This window comes from Qipengyuania sp. GPGPB31, assembly GCF_038396345.1.
In the GTDB taxonomy this organism is placed as follows: Bacteria; Pseudomonadota; Alphaproteobacteria; order Sphingomonadales; family Sphingomonadaceae; genus Qipengyuania; species Qipengyuania citrea.
In genome coordinates this window covers 2,638,430-2,653,034 of the sequence record NZ_CP149572.1, presented here as the reverse complement: position 1 = coordinate 2,653,034, position 14,605 = coordinate 2,638,430, and the positions used below count along the sequence as shown (strand labels likewise).

Here is a 14,605-nt window from a genome sequence, read left to right as displayed (position 1 = left end):
GTGGTGAGCCGTGCTGGGTTCGAACCAGCGACCTACTGATTAAAAGTCAGTTGCTCTACCGACTGAGCTAACGGCCCGACCACGGCGTGCCACCTAGGGGCGCTGTCGCGGGTGGTCAAGCCGGTGTTACGGCAATCCTGTCAGCGCCGCCGTACGGCGCGTGCCGCCAGCTGGCGCAGCCTCAGGCCGGAGACCGGATCGCGCCAGTCGGGCGCGATTTGCGCCGCCGGGCGCAGGACGAAGTCGCGCTGCCGGAACAGGGGGTGCGGGATCGCCAGGCGCGGGCCGTACCAAGTCCCCCCGCTCCACAGCACGATATCGAGATCGAGCGTGCGCGAGCGCCAGCGCTGCCCGCGCCGGTCGCGCCCGAAAGCGCGTTCGATCGCCTGCAGGCTCGCCAGCGCGGCCAGCGGCGCGCGATCGCCCGCGATGATCGCCGCGCCATTGGCATAGCGCCGCAGTGACGGGCCGACCGGGGCGCTGTCGATCACGCGCGCGACCGCCTCGACCTCCCAGCCGCTTCGGGCCAGCGCCGCAACCGCCCCCGCCAGCACCGCGCGCGGCGCGCCCAGCCCCTGCACCCGGCGGTTGGAGCCCAGCGCGACCAGATATCGATGCTCGCTTGCGTCGCCCATGCCCCCGCCCTAGCCTCGCTGCCGACAAGTACCAAATGGGAGCGGCAGGCGAATGAAGATCAAGGCGATTCTGGCAGCGGGTGCGCTGGCCATGGCGGGCCAGGCCGCCGCCGACGACCACGCGCCGCGCGCGCTGACCGCGCATGAGCAGCGGGTTTACGACATCTACCGCGATATCATCGCCTTCCGCACGGCAGCAGGTCACGGCCAGATGGACGACATGGTCGCCTATCTTACCGGCCGGCTGGCGGCCGCGGGCTTTGCCGAGGAGGATTTGCTGGTCACCGATTTCGACAGTGACGGCGATCCGACGCAGGGACTGGTCGTGCGCTACCGCGGTGACGGGTCTGCCGGCGCGAAGCCGATCGTCATGCTCGCGCATATGGACGTGGTCGACGCCCTGCCCGAGGACTGGGAGCGCGATCCCTTCACGTTGGTCGAGGACGAAGGCTATTTCTTCGGCCGCGGGACGCAGGACAACAAATACGGCGTCGCCAACCTCACCGGCACTTTCATCCGCCTGAAGGAAGAAGGCTGGCTGCCAAACCGCGATCTCTATCTGGTTTTCTCGGGCGACGAGGAAACCGGCATGGTCTCCACCCGCGCGCAGGCCCGCTGGGTCGCCGACAATGTCGATCCCGCCTATGTGCTCAATTCGGATGCTGGGGGCATCGGCCTGGCGGACGATTTCGCCCCGCTCGCGCAGCAGGTGCAGTTGGCCGAGAAGACCTATGTCACCTTCGATGTAACCGCGACCAATCCCGGCGGGCATTCCTCGCGTCCGCGCAGCGACAATGCAATCTATGACCTCGCGGGCGCATTAACGCGGATCGAGCAGCTTCGCTTTCCGGTGCGCGAAAGCGAGTTGACGCGCAGCTATTTCGGCGCGCTGGGGCAGAGCATTCCGGGCGAACTTGGCGCAGCCATGCGGACATTTGCCGCCGATCCCGCCGATGACGAGGCAATCGCGCTGATCAGCGCCGATCCGGGCTATGTCGGCACGTTGCGCACGACCTGTGTGGCGACCATGCTCGACGCCGGCCATGCCGAGAACGCGTTGCCGCAATCGGCCAGCGCCGCAGTCAACTGCCGGGTCTTCCCGGGTGAAGGGGTGGAAACGGTCAAGGCTGCGCTGGAAACGGCAATCGACAGTGAAGCGATCACCGTGACACAGCGCGAAGAAGCGACCGAAAGCCCGATGAGCGCGTTCCCCGACGAGGTCCGTGCAGCGCTGGCAAAATCGCTCGCAACCCGCTTCGGTGAAGCGATCCCGATGATCCCGACCATGTCATCGGGCGGCACCGACGGCATGCATTACCGCGCGCTGGGCTACGACACGGTGGCCATCGGCGCTGGCGCGAGCCGGCCGCAGGACATCTATGCGCATGGCCTTAACGAACGGATGCGGGTCGATGCCTTCTATGCCGGGCTCGACCATTGGAGCATCGTGCTGAAGGAGCTTGCGGGCGGCTAGAACAGCTCGTTCGCCGCTTCTCGGGTAGTGAATTCGCCCAGCGTCAGCTTGCGCCTGCGGCGGAACACGCCGCTGGTCGCGAGCGTGAAAGGCGCGGTCACGTCCCGCGAATAATTCGCCGCCCGCAACCGCACCTCGATCGCCGGCTCGGCGCTGCGGAACAGCACGATGGCGGCTGCCTGGATGGTTTGATCGGCAGCGCGCGGGCGGAGCACCTGGACCAGCCGGTCGATGACCTTCTGCGCACCCTCGGTCGCGCCGGTATCGAGCACCGCGACGTTCTGGATAACGCCATTGGCGCGCAGTTCGAACACCAGCGGGAAGAACGTCCCGTCCTTTTCGATCCGGGCGATCGCGGCTTCGAGTGCGGCCGTGAACAGGGCATCGAGCCGTGTCTGGTCGATGCCCCCCGCCAAGCTCAGATATCCTCGCTGATGCGCCCGTAGAGCTGCGGCCGCCGGTCGCGGAAGAAGCCCATTCCGGCGCGGTGCTTGCGCGCGCGGTCGAGATCGAGCGTGGCGGTCAGCACGCCTTCGCTCGACCCGCCGAATTCCGCGACCAGATCGCCCCATTCATCGCTGATGAAACTGTGGCCGTAGAAGCTCTGCTGGCGATCGGCGGGGCCTTCGTGCCCGATCCGGTTGGCGGCGCAGACGGGCATGCAGTTGGACACCGCATGACCGATCATCGCGCGGCGCCACATGCGGCTGGTGTCGAGATCGGCGTCATAGGGTTCGGAGCCGATGGCGGTGGGGTAGAACAGCACTTCGGCACCCTTGAGTGCCATCACCCGCGCACATTCGGGATACCACTGGTCCCAGCAGATCCCCACGCCGATGCGCGTGCCGAACACGTCCCACACCTTGAACCCGTCATTGCCCGGGCGGAAATAGTACTTCTCTTCGTAGCCCGGGCCGTCGGGGATATGGCTCTTGCGATAGGTCCCCATGATGGCGCCATTGGGGCCGATCATCGCCAGCGTGTTGTAATAGTGCTGCCCGTCGCGCTCGAAGAAACTCGTCGGGATCGCCACGCCGAGCTTTGCCGCCAGCGTCTGCATCGCCTGCACACTCGGGCTTTCGAGCGTGGGATGCGCGAGGTCGAACAGCTCTTCCTCTTCCATGCGGCAGAAATACTCGCCCGCGAACAGTTCGGGCGGCAGGATGACCTGCGCACCCTTGCCCGCGGCTTCTTCCACCAGCGCGGACACGGCAGCGATGTTGTCGGCCGGCTCGGGGCGGGCGAGCGGCAATTGCAGGACGGCGACGGACAGCTTTCTCATGCGCGCGAGATAGGCAGCCGCCGCCGTCCAGACAATGGTTACTGCGCCTTGCGGAACAACAACGTCATGCGGTCGCTCTCGCCGATCGCTTCGTATTTCGCGCGGTCCTGGTCGCCGTAACGCAGCACCGGCGGCAGCGTCCACACGCCGCCCTCCCAGTTGGCCGGGTCGTTCGGATTGGCGTTGATCTCGCTTTCCCCGGCCAGTTCGAAGCCATTGGCGGCGAAGATCGCGACGACATCCTGCTTGCGCATGTAGCCGCGCTGGCGCGCGCCGTAATCGTCGTATCTGGCGCCTTTGGGCGCGCGGTGCTGGACCACGCCGACCATGCCGTCGTCCTTAAGCATCATGCGCGCGGCCTTGAGCACATCGTCCGCCGCATTGCCCATGTTCAGCCCGTGCATCGAGCGGAAGATCAGCACGCGGTCGACCGTGCCGGCAAGGTCTTCGGGCATCTCGTCGATCTCGAATGCAGTGACGCTGTCAGCTTCGACCCCGGTCATTTCGGCGACTTCGGCCTTGAACCGCTCGGTCCAGCCCTTCGCGCGCGCTTCCTGCGCCCGGCTGTTGTAGGTGCGGCCGTCGCTGTCCTGATCGAAGGCGATATATTTGCCCGAGGAGTGCAGATAGGGCGCCAGCACGCGCGTGTACCAGCCGCCGCCCGGACCATATTCGGCCACGGTCATGCCGGGCGCGACCTGGAAGAATTCGAGCGTTTCGGCGGGGTTACGGTACTGGTCGCGCGCGCGGTCGTCATCGCGCATGTCGGCTGCCAGCACGGTTTCGAGATCGGCGGCGTGGTTGTCGGCGGCGAGCGGTGACGCGACAAGAGCGGCAACGGCGGCAGTCAGCATAAGACGCATGGAAAATCCTCCTCAATTCATCCGGCAGTGTTCTGGACCTGCCGCCGATGGATGACAAGGCGAAGACGGCTTCCTATCTGCGGAGCACAAGGAGATTGACGAGTATGGCTCAACAACAGGCGATCGTAGCCGGTGGATGCTTCTGGTGCACCGAAGCGGTGATGAAGGACGTTATCGGCGTCAGTAAGGTGGAAAGCGGCTATATCGGAGGGGACAAGCCCGATCCGACCTACAAGGAGGTCTGCACCGGCAATACCGGCCATGCCGAGGGCGTGCGCGTGACCTTCGACGATGCGCAGATCACGCTGGGCCAGCTCTACGATGTCTTCCTGGGGACGCATGATCCGACCCAGCTGAACCGGCAGGGCAACGATGTCGGCACGCAGTACCGCAGCGCGATCTTTCCGCTCGACGGGCAGGAAGAAGAAGCGCGCGCGGCGATCGGGCGCTGGAACGACGATCATCCCGGGCAGCAGGCGGTGACCACGATCGAGAGCGGTCAGTGGTATCCGGCCGAAGATTACCACCAGGAATATTGGGAAGGCGAAGGCCAGCGCAATCCCTATTGCCAGGCAGTGATCCCGCCCAAGCTGATGAAGCTGCGCAAGAGTTTCCAGAAGTATCTCAAGGCCGATGCCTGACGCGGGCGGCGCGATGCGCATCGCGATCGTCGGTGCCGGTATGGCCGGGATGAGCTGCGGCCAGCGGCTCTCCCGGCTGGGGCACGAGGTCGGATTGTTCGACAAGGGCCGCGGCCCCGGCGGGCGGATGGCGACGCGGCGCATGGAAGACGGCGGCACCACGCTGCATTTCGACCACGGCGCGCAGTATTTCACCGCGCGCGACCCGCGCTTCGTCGAGCAGGTTGCGCATTGGGAAGCCGCCGGCGTGGCCGCGCGCTGGGCCGCCGCAGGCGATGACGCCTGGGTCGGCACGCCCGCGATGAATGCGCCGCTCAAGGCGATGGCCGGTGAGCTCGGCGTGCAATTCGGGACGCGGATCGAACAGCTCGTGCGCGATGGCGAGGGCTGGCAGATCGACGGCGAAGGCGCGCCGGATGCGCGTTTCGACGCAGTGCTCGTCGCGGTGCCGGCGGAGCAGGCCGGCCCGCTGCTGCAGCCGCATGCCCCGGTCATGGCCACGCTCGCCGATCAAACCGCTTCGGACCCATGCTGGACGCTGATGGCCGGGTTCGAGGCACCGCTGCCGCTGGTGCAGGACACGCTGCGCCAGCGCGGCCCGATCGGCTGGGCCGCGCGCAACAATGCCAAGCCCGGGCGCGCAAACGAGGAATGCTGGGTCATCCAGGCCTCGCCCGAATGGTCGCGCGCGCATCTCGAAGACAACGCGGAAACGGTTGCAGCCGCGCTGCTGGCCGAACTGGCCGAAGCCAATGGCGGCCCGCTTCCACGCCAATTGGGCGCAACCGCCCATCGCTGGCGCTTTGCTAGGTCGGGCACGGCTGGCGAAGAGGCGTTGTGGGATGCAGAACAGCGGATCGGCGTCTGCGGCGACTGGCTCATCGGTCCGCGGGTCGAGGCGGCCTATATGTCGGGGCTGCTGCTCGCCGAAGCTGTCGGCGGTCGATAGGAGGCAGCACTTCGACGAAGCGGCGGGCGGGTTCCATTGCCCGGAGGAAGGATGGCGCCTAGCCGTCGATTTTCCCGATATTGCCAGAGCTTAGCGTGTCACCGATCATATCCTTGCTTGCCGCCTGCGCAGTCCTGTCGCTTGCCGCGGCCACTCCGGCAGCGGCGGGCGAACCCGCAGAGCGGCCCGGGTTCACCCCCTGCGCCGACGCCGACGCGCATCCGGCGCTTGGCGACACGCGATGCGCGCAGCTGGCCGTCCCGCTCGATCACGGCGCGCCCGCAACGGGCACCGTCGATCTGTTCGTCCGCAAGTTCCCGGCACACGGGGCTGCGACCGGTGAGCTATGGCTGATCGCCGGCGGACCGGGGGAATCGGGCGCGTCCTTTTACCCCTTCATTGACACGTTGCGCGCGGCGGTGCCCGGCTTCGACCTGATCGTGCCCGATCACCGCGGGACCGGCTATTCGGCGCGGCTGTGCCCGGCCGAGGAAAGCGCGGACAGCGCCGGCGGCATGGCGCTGGAGGGTGCGGAATGGGGCAGCTGCATCGGCGCTTTGCATGCCGATCCGCAGCGCACGCAGGCTTTCACGATCGGCAATGCAGCGCGCGACGTGAGCCTGCTGATGGACCGCCATGGCGGTGACACGCGCCGGTTTCTCTACGGCGTCTCCTACGGCACGCAGCTGATCTTGCGCACGCTGGCAGTCGCCCCGCCCGAGCGGCTCGACGGTGTGATCCTCGACTCGCTCGTCCCCGCCGACGACGATCTGCGCCACGACCTCAGCCGGCGTTCGCAGGTGACCGATGCGGTCGGGCGGCAGGTGCTGCGCGATTGCGATGCGCGGCCTGACTGCAGCCGCTATTTCGACCAGCCGCTCGACGAGGCGCTGGCAGCCCTGCTCGCCGATCCCGAACTGTCGGAGCCACTTGGGCCGAAGCCGAAATACCTGCTCGCCGCATTGATCGACTTTCCCCGGACGCGGGCGATGTTGCCCTTTATCATCGCGGGCCTGCACCGCGGCGACACGGCATGGCTGGAGCACGCGCAGGCCGAGCTCGGGCGTGTCCAGCAGACCTTCGCCGCTTTCCCGCAGTTCGGTTCGTCGATCCCGCTGGTGAGCCTGATCAGCCGGTCGGAGAACAACCGCCGCGCCGAGCTGACAGAGGAAATGATCGAGAGCGAAGAAGCCGGCCTGCTGTTCGCCAGCCCGCTGCCGCGGCACCTGCTGCCCGGCGGGTTCCCGACCTATGAAGCACCCGCGGAGCTGGGCCGTCTGCCCGAACGAATCCCGCCGACGCTGGTGCTGCACGCAAAGCGCGATCCCAAGACCGCCTTCGCCGGGGCGGCAGCCCTTGCCGAGCGGCTCGATGCTGCGGGCGATATCGAACTGGCGGCAAGCGATACGGCGGCCCACTATGTGTTGATGACCGATCCCGATTTCGCGATCGCGCAACTGCGGGACTTCATCGCCCGCTGATCAGAGGTCCCGTCGCCATCGCGCGATGAAAAAGCCGTCGAGACCGCCGTGCTTTTCAAGCATGCCGGGGTCGGTGCGCAGCCAGGCCGCGCTGCCCGGCTCGACGCCCTGCGGCAAACCATCACGGGTTATCGGATCGGGGGTGAGCGAGACGGCGCCGGCCTGGTCTTCGCCCTCCGCGCGTTCGAGCGAGCAGGTTGCATAGACCAGCGTTCCGCCCGGCTTGAGCCAGCCTTGCGCGCGCTGAAGCAGTGCTGCCTGCAATTGCGCCATCTGCTCGATGGTCTCCGGGCCGATGCGGTGCAATACATCGGGATGACGCCGCGCGGTCCCGGTCGCCGTGCAGGGCGCATCAAGCAGGATCGCATCGAATGTGTGCTTCGGCTCCCACTTGAGCGCATCGGCGCGGACGGCGCCCGCCTTCAGACCCGTGCGCTTGAGATTGGCCTTGAGCAGGTCGAGCCGGCGTTTCGATATGTCGAGCGCGGTCACCTGCCAGCCCTGCGCGGCCAGCTGCAGCGTCTTGCCCCCCGGCGCCGCGCACAGGTCGAGCACGTGGCGCCCCTCGCCCGGGCCCAGCAGCCGTGCGGGCAGCGAAGCAGCGATATCCTGTACCCACCAGGCCCCTTCGCCAAAGCCCGGCAGCTTCTCGACATTGGCTCCGCGCGGCAGGCGCAAATGCCCGGGCATCAGGCTGTCGGCGGAAAGCTGTACGGCCCACTGCGCGGTGTCCGCAGGATCGCGCAGCGTAAGATCGAGCGGGGGCGGTTCGGCCAGGCCCGCGGCGATCGCGGGGGCCCGCTCGCCCCAGCGCATAGCGACTGGCTCGGGCAGCGTCGGGGCGTCAGGCAGCGTGTCGCCGCGCTTGGTCAGAGTGGAGAACACGCCATGCGCCAGCCGGCGCTGCCCCCCGGCGAGCAAGTCGAGCCCGGTTGCCAGCACCGCGTGCGGCGGGGTGTCCAGCCGCAGCCATTGCGCCAGCATCATCCGCAGGACCATGCGCGCCCTGGCATCATGCGGCAGCGGCTTCTTGGTCGCGCTGTCGATCAGCGCGTCGAGATCGACCAGCCAGCGCAGGACTTCGCTGGCAATGGCCCGCGCCAGCGCCTTGTCCTCGAACTTGCGGATGTCGCGGGTCGCGCCGTTGAAGGCGATGTCGAGCGTTTCGCCCTGGCGAAGCACTGCATCGAGCAGGCGCAGCGCAGCGCGGCGGGCGTGGATACCGGTAGGTTGGGCCATGGGGGCCAGCCCCTACCCCCACTTGCACAAAGCCGCCAGCGGCATCATGTTGGCGGCATGCCGAAACGCGCAACCACCCGCCCCGAAGGGTTCAAGAAGCCCGCTCACTGGACCAACGATGCCCCGCCTGCGCCCAGGAAGGGCAGCAATGACGAGGACCTCAGCCCGACGCGCTATGGCGACTGGGTGAAAGACGGCATCGCCATCGATTTCTGAAATGATGTTCCGGTTGCGCACCGACATCCGTCGGTGCGTCCTCGGGGCTGTTCCTCCGCTTCGCTGCGGGCCCCTGCGGGCGGGCAGTCGCCCTTGCCGGCCCTCATTCCGGGCCGGGGCTAGCACTACTCGATCGCTGGGCGAGAATCCCCGCGCCGCAGGCGAGGCAAGGCCGACTGGCCGCCCGCAGCGACGCGGCCGTCAGGTCGCGTGAGCGAGGATGCCCCATAAAAACCGAATTAGATGGCGGTGAGCTTGAGCTTCAACCCGTCTTTGGGCTTGGGGATCGGCCACGCCTGCCATTCGGGATCGCCCGCCGCCAGTTCGATACGGTAGCGCGGCAGCATCTGCGCCAGCAGGATCTTCACCTGCATGTAGGCGAAATGCAGCCCCAGGCACATATGCGCCCCGCCGCCGAAGGGCACCCAGGCGTATTTGTGCCGGGCCTTCACCTGCTCGGGCGTAAAGCGCATCGGGTCGAAGGTGTAGGGATCCTCCCAATGTTCCTCATCGTGATGCGTGTAGTGGATGTTGATCCCGACATGCGCCCCGGCGGGGATGCGGTAGCCGCCGTATTCGAACGACTTGAGCGCGCGGCGCGGCATCGAGGGCACCGGCGGCACGAACCGCAGCGCTTCCTTGAACGCCATCTCGGTAAGGTCGAGCTTGCCCAGATCGTCATATTCGAGATCGCGCGGGCGGCCGCTGGCATCGCTGCCCCCGGTGACCGCGGCGATTTCGTCGCGCAGCCGATCCTGCCATTCGGGATGCTTGGCGAGCAGCCACAGCAGCGAGGTGGCGCTGGAGGTGATGGTGTCGTGCGCGGCCATCATCAGGAAGTTCATGTGATCGACCACTTCGTCGACCGGCATCAGGCTGCCATCGTCATATTCGGCGGTGGCGAATTGACTGAACATGTCCTGCCCGCCGCCTTCGGCGCGGCGGCGATGCGTTTCGCGCGTGAAATAGTCGACCAGATAGGCGCGACCATCGACGCCGCGCTTCATCTGCGTGAACGGCAGTGGCTTGCGCACCGGCGCCACGCTGGCCTGGACCATGTCGACGAAGGCGGTGTTGATCCGGTCCGCCTCGGGGCCCCACGGAATGCCAATGAAGCTGTCGGCCGCCAGGTCGAGCGTCAGTTCCTTGATTGACGGATAGAAGAGCAGCTGCGCCCCCGAGCCATCGCCGCCCCATTCCTCGACCCGCTTGGCGATGCCGCGGTTCAGCGCGTCCGCATAATGCCGCATCGGGCCGGGCTTGAAGGCGATCGACAGCGCGCGGCGGTCGGCGCGGTGATGGTCGAAATCGAGCAACATCAGCCCGCGCGGGAACAGCTTGTCGAGAATCGGCCCCCAGCCCTGTTCGGAGCTGAAGATCTTGTCGCGGTTCATCAGCAGCATCTCGTTGGCCTCGGCCCCGATCAGCGCGACATTCCAGCCACCGAAGGCCCTGTTCTTGTACACGCGGCCGTATTTTTCGACCATGCGCCGCGTCTGGCCATGCGGGTCGGCCAGCATCTTGAAGGTGTTGCCGACGATCGGCCACCCCCCTCGCCCGGGATGTGCGCGAGCGCATCTTCGCTGGGATTGCCTTCCTGCCAATGCGACGGCGCGGTCTCGGCAGGTTGGTGCGGGGCAAGCGTGGCCATTAGGTAGCTCCTTAAAACTTACTTCGTTGTAAGTAATTTTCAGGCGCGAATCCACCCCATCAATTCACGGCGCAAAAGCGTCTCCAGCATGGCCAGTCCGGCGTCGGAAGTATTGAGGCAGGACAGCGCGGCAAACCGCTCTCCGCCGGCCTCGGTGAACTGCTCACAGCCCTGGATGGCCAACTCTTCGAGCGTCTCGAGGCAGTCGGCCGAAAAGCCCGGCGCAGCGATCGCCAGCCGCTTGGTTCCGGCCCGCGCCTCTTCTTCCAGCGTATCGTCGGTCGCAGGGGCCAGCCACTTGGCCGGCCCGAAGCGCGACTGGAAAGTGGTGCGGAAACGGAGCCCCGGCCGCGCCAGCCGCTCCTGCAGCAGGCGCGAGGTCTTCTGGCAGTGGCAGTGATAGGGATCGCCGAGTTCGAGCGTGCGCTGCGGCATGCCGTGGAAGCTCAGCAGCAGCACTTCGGGCGCGAAATCGAGCGCATCGATCTGGCGCGAGAGATCGCTCGCCAGCGCATCGATATAGGCCGGGTCGTCATGGTAGGGCGGCAGGGTCCGCAGCGAGGCTTGCCAACGCATTTCCCGCAGCTTGTCCGCAGCCTTGTCCACAACCGTGGCCGTGGTCGCACCCGAGTACTGGGGGTAGAGCGGAGCCAGCAGGATCCGTTCGCAACCGGCCGCCATCAGCGCCTCGATCCGCTCGGGGATCGACGGGGTGCCGTATCGCATCGCCCAGTCGACCTTCACCTCGTCGCCCAGCCGCTGCTGCATTGCGGCCGCCTGGTCGCGCGTGATCACCGCCAGCGGCGAGCCTTCCTCGGTCCACACCTGGCGATAGGCATGCGCGCTTTTCTTCGGCCGCGTGTTGAGAATGATGCCGCGCAGGATCGGCTGCCAGGCGATTGGCGGGATTTCGACCACCCGGCGGTCCGAAAGGAATTCCGCGAGATAGCGTTTGACCGGCCCCTTCTCGGGCGCATCGGGCGTGCCGAGATTGACGAGCAGCACCCCGACGCCGCCCGACTTGACTGCGGGGTGGTCGGCGGGAAGCGATTGTTCTTGCCAAGTCATAGGCCCTCCGAAAGCAATGGCAAACGGCGAAAGCGTACTCCTGTCGCGGAGTAAAGCGCATTCGCGATGGCGGGCGGCGCCACGGCGACGCCCAGTTCGCCGGGATCGAACGCGGGTGCGTCACTGGCGAGGAATTCAATAACGATCTCGGGGCAATCGGCCAGCGTCGGCAAGCTCAGCCCCGCAAGGCGCGCGGGGACGGGCCGGCCATCCTCATAGGCCACGCTCGACCCGGTGGCGAGCGACAGGCCGAAGATCAGCCCGCCTTCGATCTGCTGACGCGCAATGTCGTGATTGACGATCCGCCCGATATCAACCGCCGCGTGCAGCCGGGTCACGCGCAGCCCGCCTTCGCCCAGCGCGGCCTGCGCCACGCAGGCGATGCGCCCGCCCCCCTCCCCGGGTCCGCCCATGCGCACCATCGCCAGCCCCTGACCGGTGCCGCGGCGCCCGCCGTCCCAGCCGGCCAGCCGCGTCGCGCGGCGCAGGCAATCGGCCATCCGCGGCGTCTGGCCCAGCATCTCGATGCGGTATAGGAACGGGTCGCGCCCGGCGCGTTCGGCCAGTTCGTCGATGAAGCTCTCGGTGAAGAACGCGGTGTACGCCGCGGCATTGCCGCGCATCGGCCCGGTCGGGAACGGCAGCGTCACCGGCAGGTGGTCGACTGCGACATGCGCGATTCCATAAGGCGGGACCGCGCCCTCGCAGGCCAGCGCATCGGCCTCGCCCGCAGCGTGTTCCATCGCCGCTTCGGGCGTGTTGTTGTCGAACAAGCGGTGGCCGAATTCGCGCATGGTCGCGGGCATTGCCAGCCGCGTACGCCAGGCAGCGATGCGGCCGCCGCTCGCCGGGACGAAGCCCGCTTCCAGCCGCGCGCTGACGGGGGTGCGCACCGGCACCAGCTGCAATTCCTGCTGGCGCGGCCAGGTCAGCTGGACCGGGCGGCCGATCTGCTGCGCGATCTGCGCAACCTCGATCGCGTGCCGCCGTTCGAGCCGCGCGTCGAAACTGCCCCCCGCCGCAGTGGGATAGAGCACCACGTCCTGCGGCGAGATGCCGATTGCCTTGGCCGCCGCGCGGCGCGTCAGTTCACCCGCCTGCGCGGCGATCCACAATTCCAGCTTGCCGCCGTCGAAGCGCGCCGTCGCGCTGGCGGTCTCGATCGCGGCGTGAACTGCCGGGGCGACGGAATAATCCTGCGCATAATCGGGCCGTCTGAGAGCGCCGTCCGGATCCCCTTCGGTCACGATGCGCTCGCCCTCGCTCTCCGCCAGCGCGGTATCGAGCGCGCGCAGTGCACCCGCGCTCTCGACGGCCGCGGGCCCGGCGAAGACCGGCCGCATCGCCGCAAGCGCGCGGTCGGCAATCCACCAGCTTTCGGCCACTGCCGCGAGATAGCGTTTGGACTTCACTACCCCCACCAGCCCCTTGAGGCCGGCCACCGCTTCCTTGTCGAAGGCGGTCAGTTCGGCCTTCCCCAGCGGCCCGTGCCGGATCGAGGCGTAGACCATGCCCGGCAAGCGGATATCGCCGGCGAACAGGAAGCTGCCGTCGACCTTGGCGGGCAGGTCGAGCCGCGGGAAGGCGGGCGCCAATTCGGCCTCCGCCGGGGACGGATCCTCGCTCGCAGGTTCGACCCGCAGCGGCGGCGGATCGGGCGGGTCGAACGTGGCAGCCTGCGCGGCCAGTTCGCCGAAGCCCAGTTCCTGTTCGCCGTGGCGCACGAGACCCGCTGCGACTTCGCATTCTTCCCAGCCCACGCCCCAGCGTTCGGCCGCCGCCATGGCGAGCAGCGCGCGGGCCGCCGCGGCGGCCGCGCGCAGCGGCTGTTCATAGGCTGCGAGCGAAAGGCCTTCGGCCGTGGCGCAGAAGGCGTTGCTGCGCGCAAAGCGTTCGGCCAGCAGGCCATCGGGATCGTCGGCCAGGCCGGGCAGACGCGACCACAGCGGTGCCCATTTCGCGGCGAGCGCAGTGTTGGCGAACAGGCCTGCAGGCGGTGCGGGTTCGATCGCGACCTGCCGCCAGTCGGCACCCAGTTCGACTGCCACGACCTGCGCCAGCACGGTGGTCACGCCCTGCCCCATCTCGAGCTGCGGCAGGGCCACGGTGACCACGCCGTCTTCGGCAATGGTGAGCCAGCCGCCGAAGCCGTGATCGTTCGGTCCGGGAACCAGCGGGCTGGAATAGCGGCGTGGCCACAGCCACCAGCCGACCGCCAGCCCGCCGCCGACTGCGGCCCCGGCCAGCAGCTGCCGCCGCGAAACCGGCAGCGCGGCTAGCCCTGCGCGCGGATCCACGCGTCGACCTTGGCGGCGATATCGTGAAATGGCGCTGCGAGCGCATCTTCGCCGCAAGCGGGCGGCTGGCCGCGGTCGCTGCCTTCGCGGATCGCTAGGTCGAGCGGGATGCGCCCGAGGAACGGAAGGTCGAGCCGCCCGGCGGCGGTTTCGACCCCGCCCCTGCCGAACGGGTCGGACACCTCGCCGCAATGCGGGCAGACATAGCCCGCCATGTTCTCGACCAGTCCGATCACCGGCACCCCCGCCTGGTCGAACAGCTGCCCCGCGCGGGCGGCATCGATCAGGGCAAGGTCCTGCGGGGTGGAGACGAGCACTGCGCCCATCGGCTTGTAGCGCTGCAGCATGGTCAGCTGCACATCGCCCGTACCCGGCGGCAGGTCGACCAGCAGCGTATCGACATCGCCCCAATGCGCATCGATCAGCTGCGCCAGCGCATTGCCCGCCATCGGGCCGCGCCAGGCCAGCGCGCGCCCCGGTTCGACCAGATGGCCCATCGACAGCACGGGGATCCCCACCGGGCTGTCGACCGGCTCCAGCTTCTTGTCGCGGGCCACCGGCTTCGAACCCTGATTGCCCAGGATGACCGGCTGCGAAGGGCCGTAGATATCGGCATCGACCAGCCCGACCTTGCGCCCGCGCCGGGCCAGCGCAATCGCCAGATTGGCGGTCAGCGTCGATTTGCCGACGCCGCCCTTGCCGCTGCCCACCGCGATGATCCGCCGCTGCGTGCGTTCGGCGGTCATCACCACGCGGGTTTCGGAAACCTCTTCGCGCTGGCCGAGGATATCGGTGATCGCGCGCTCGAT

General features: G+C 67.8%; 13 protein-coding genes, 1 tRNA gene and 1 pseudogene. 5 read left to right on the top strand and 10 right to left on the bottom strand.

Annotated features, from left to right (window positions below; translation table 11 throughout):
- Window position 1 precedes the first annotated feature (1 nt).
- Together WKH79_RS13320 and folK are read right to left on the bottom strand one after the other, a co-directional pair.
- A tRNA-Lys gene (locus tag WKH79_RS13320) sits at window positions 2-77 on the bottom strand.
- A gap of 63 nt (window positions 78-140) precedes the next feature.
- Complete coding sequence (gene folK / locus WKH79_RS13315; RefSeq protein ID WP_341859135.1) at window positions 141-635, bottom strand: 2-amino-4-hydroxy-6-hydroxymethyldihydropteridine diphosphokinase; 495 nt, start codon at window positions 633-635, stop codon at window positions 141-143.
- A gap of 52 nt (window positions 636-687) precedes the next feature.
- Between folK and WKH79_RS13310 the strand changes: the two genes are divergently transcribed.
- A complete protein-coding gene (locus WKH79_RS13310; RefSeq protein WP_341859134.1) occupies window positions 688-2,109 on the top strand; it encodes a M20/M25/M40 family metallo-hydrolase in 1,422 nt (473 codons plus the stop codon).
- Here the strand turns inward: WKH79_RS13310 and WKH79_RS13305 are convergent.
- From WKH79_RS13305 to WKH79_RS13295, 3 genes are read right to left on the bottom strand one after another with little or no spacing between them, the layout of a single operon-like run.
- Complete coding sequence (locus WKH79_RS13305) at window positions 2,106-2,525, bottom strand: hypothetical protein (RefSeq protein WP_341859133.1); 420 nt, start codon at window positions 2,523-2,525, stop codon at window positions 2,106-2,108. The two genes, WKH79_RS13310 and WKH79_RS13305, sit on opposite strands and share 4 nt — an antisense overlap.
- Window positions 2,526-2,527: 2 nt before the next feature.
- A complete protein-coding gene (aguB, locus tag WKH79_RS13300) occupies window positions 2,528-3,391 on the bottom strand; it encodes an N-carbamoylputrescine amidase (protein ID WP_341859132.1) in 864 nt (287 codons plus the stop codon).
- Between the two features lie 38 nt (window positions 3,392-3,429).
- Window positions 3,430-4,254, bottom strand: coding sequence for a hypothetical protein (locus tag WKH79_RS13295; protein WP_341859131.1), 825 nt, complete (start codon window positions 4,252-4,254; stop codon window positions 3,430-3,432).
- A gap of 104 nt (window positions 4,255-4,358) precedes the next feature.
- Here WKH79_RS13295 and msrA point away from each other — a divergent pair, with 104 nt between their 5' ends.
- The 3 genes from msrA (at window position 4,359) to WKH79_RS13280 (ending at window position 7,325) form a co-directional block, all read left to right on the top strand.
- Window positions 4,359-4,895: a peptide-methionine (S)-S-oxide reductase MsrA gene (gene msrA, locus WKH79_RS13290; RefSeq protein ID WP_341859130.1), complete on the top strand. Its 537-nt coding sequence runs from the start codon at window positions 4,359-4,361 to the stop codon at window positions 4,893-4,895.
- On the top strand, window positions 4,888-5,844 hold the full coding sequence (locus WKH79_RS13285) for an NAD(P)-binding protein (protein WP_341859129.1): 957 nt from the start codon (window positions 4,888-4,890) through the stop codon (window positions 5,842-5,844). Before msrA ends, WKH79_RS13285 begins: the two co-directional genes overlap by 8 nt.
- Before the next feature lie 95 nt (window positions 5,845-5,939).
- On the top strand, window positions 5,940-7,325 hold the full coding sequence (locus WKH79_RS13280) for an alpha/beta fold hydrolase (protein ID WP_341859128.1): 1,386 nt from the start codon (window positions 5,940-5,942) through the stop codon (window positions 7,323-7,325).
- Here the strand turns inward: WKH79_RS13280 and WKH79_RS13275 are convergent, their stop codons facing one another.
- Window positions 7,326-8,564: a methyltransferase domain-containing protein gene (locus tag WKH79_RS13275; RefSeq protein WP_341859127.1), complete on the bottom strand. Its 1,239-nt coding sequence runs from the start codon at window positions 8,562-8,564 to the stop codon at window positions 7,326-7,328.
- Between the two features lie 57 nt (window positions 8,565-8,621).
- On the opposite strand from WKH79_RS13275, the gene WKH79_RS13270 reads away from it, so the two are divergent.
- Window positions 8,622-8,780 carry a DUF1674 domain-containing protein gene (locus WKH79_RS13270; protein WP_082835556.1) on the top strand — a complete coding sequence of 53 codons (159 nt, stop codon included), beginning with the start codon at window positions 8,622-8,624 and terminating at the stop codon, window positions 8,778-8,780.
- 239 nt (window positions 8,781-9,019) lie between these two features.
- Here WKH79_RS13270 and WKH79_RS13265 read toward each other — a convergent pair.
- The 4 genes and pseudogenes from WKH79_RS13265 to WKH79_RS13250 form a co-directional block, all read right to left on the bottom strand.
- Window positions 9,020-10,431: pseudogene (locus WKH79_RS13265) on the bottom strand (cytochrome P450).
- A 39-nt stretch (window positions 10,432-10,470) separates the two neighbouring features.
- Window positions 10,471-11,499 (bottom strand): ferrochelatase, encoded by a 1,029-nt coding sequence (gene hemH / locus WKH79_RS13260; RefSeq protein WP_341859126.1) that lies wholly within the window; start codon window positions 11,497-11,499, stop codon window positions 10,471-10,473.
- Window positions 11,496-13,796: a molybdopterin cofactor-binding domain-containing protein gene (locus WKH79_RS13255; RefSeq protein WP_341859125.1), complete on the bottom strand. Its 2,301-nt coding sequence runs from the start codon at window positions 13,794-13,796 to the stop codon at window positions 11,496-11,498. Before WKH79_RS13255 ends, hemH begins: the two co-directional genes overlap by 4 nt.
- Entirely contained in the window at window positions 13,775-14,542 is a 768-nt protein-coding gene (locus tag WKH79_RS13250) for an Mrp/NBP35 family ATP-binding protein (protein WP_341860128.1), read from the bottom strand. Before WKH79_RS13250 ends, WKH79_RS13255 begins: the two co-directional genes overlap by 22 nt.
- Window positions 14,543-14,605: the final 63 nt, after the last annotated feature.

Bases quoted from the DNA above. Each gene is read 5' to 3' on its own strand.
- aguB (WP_341859132.1), bottom strand. From the start codon at position 3,391: ATGAGAAAGCTGTCCGTCGCCGTCCTGCAATTGCCGCTCGCCCGCCCC.
- WKH79_RS13275 (WP_341859127.1), bottom strand. From the start codon at position 8,564: ATGGCCCAACCTACCGGTATCCACGCCCGCCGCGCTGCGCTGCGCCTG.
- WKH79_RS13270 (WP_082835556.1), top strand. From the start codon at position 8,622: ATGCCGAAACGCGCAACCACCCGCCCCGAAGGGTTCAAGAAGCCCGCT.
- WKH79_RS13310 (WP_341859134.1), top strand. From the start codon at position 688: ATGAAGATCAAGGCGATTCTGGCAGCGGGTGCGCTGGCCATGGCGGGC.
- WKH79_RS13250 (WP_341860128.1), bottom strand. From the start codon at position 14,542: ATGACCGCCGAACGCACGCAGCGGCGGATCATCGCGGTGGGCAGCGGC.
- WKH79_RS13295 (WP_341859131.1), bottom strand. From the start codon at position 4,254: ATGCGTCTTATGCTGACTGCCGCCGTTGCCGCTCTTGTCGCGTCACCG.
- msrA (WP_341859130.1), top strand. From the start codon at position 4,359: ATGGCTCAACAACAGGCGATCGTAGCCGGTGGATGCTTCTGGTGCACC.
- hemH (WP_341859126.1), bottom strand. From the start codon at position 11,499: ATGACTTGGCAAGAACAATCGCTTCCCGCCGACCACCCCGCAGTCAAG.
- WKH79_RS13285 (WP_341859129.1), top strand. From the start codon at position 4,888: ATGCCTGACGCGGGCGGCGCGATGCGCATCGCGATCGTCGGTGCCGGT.
- folK (WP_341859135.1), bottom strand. From the start codon at position 635: ATGGGCGACGCAAGCGAGCATCGATATCTGGTCGCGCTGGGCTCCAAC.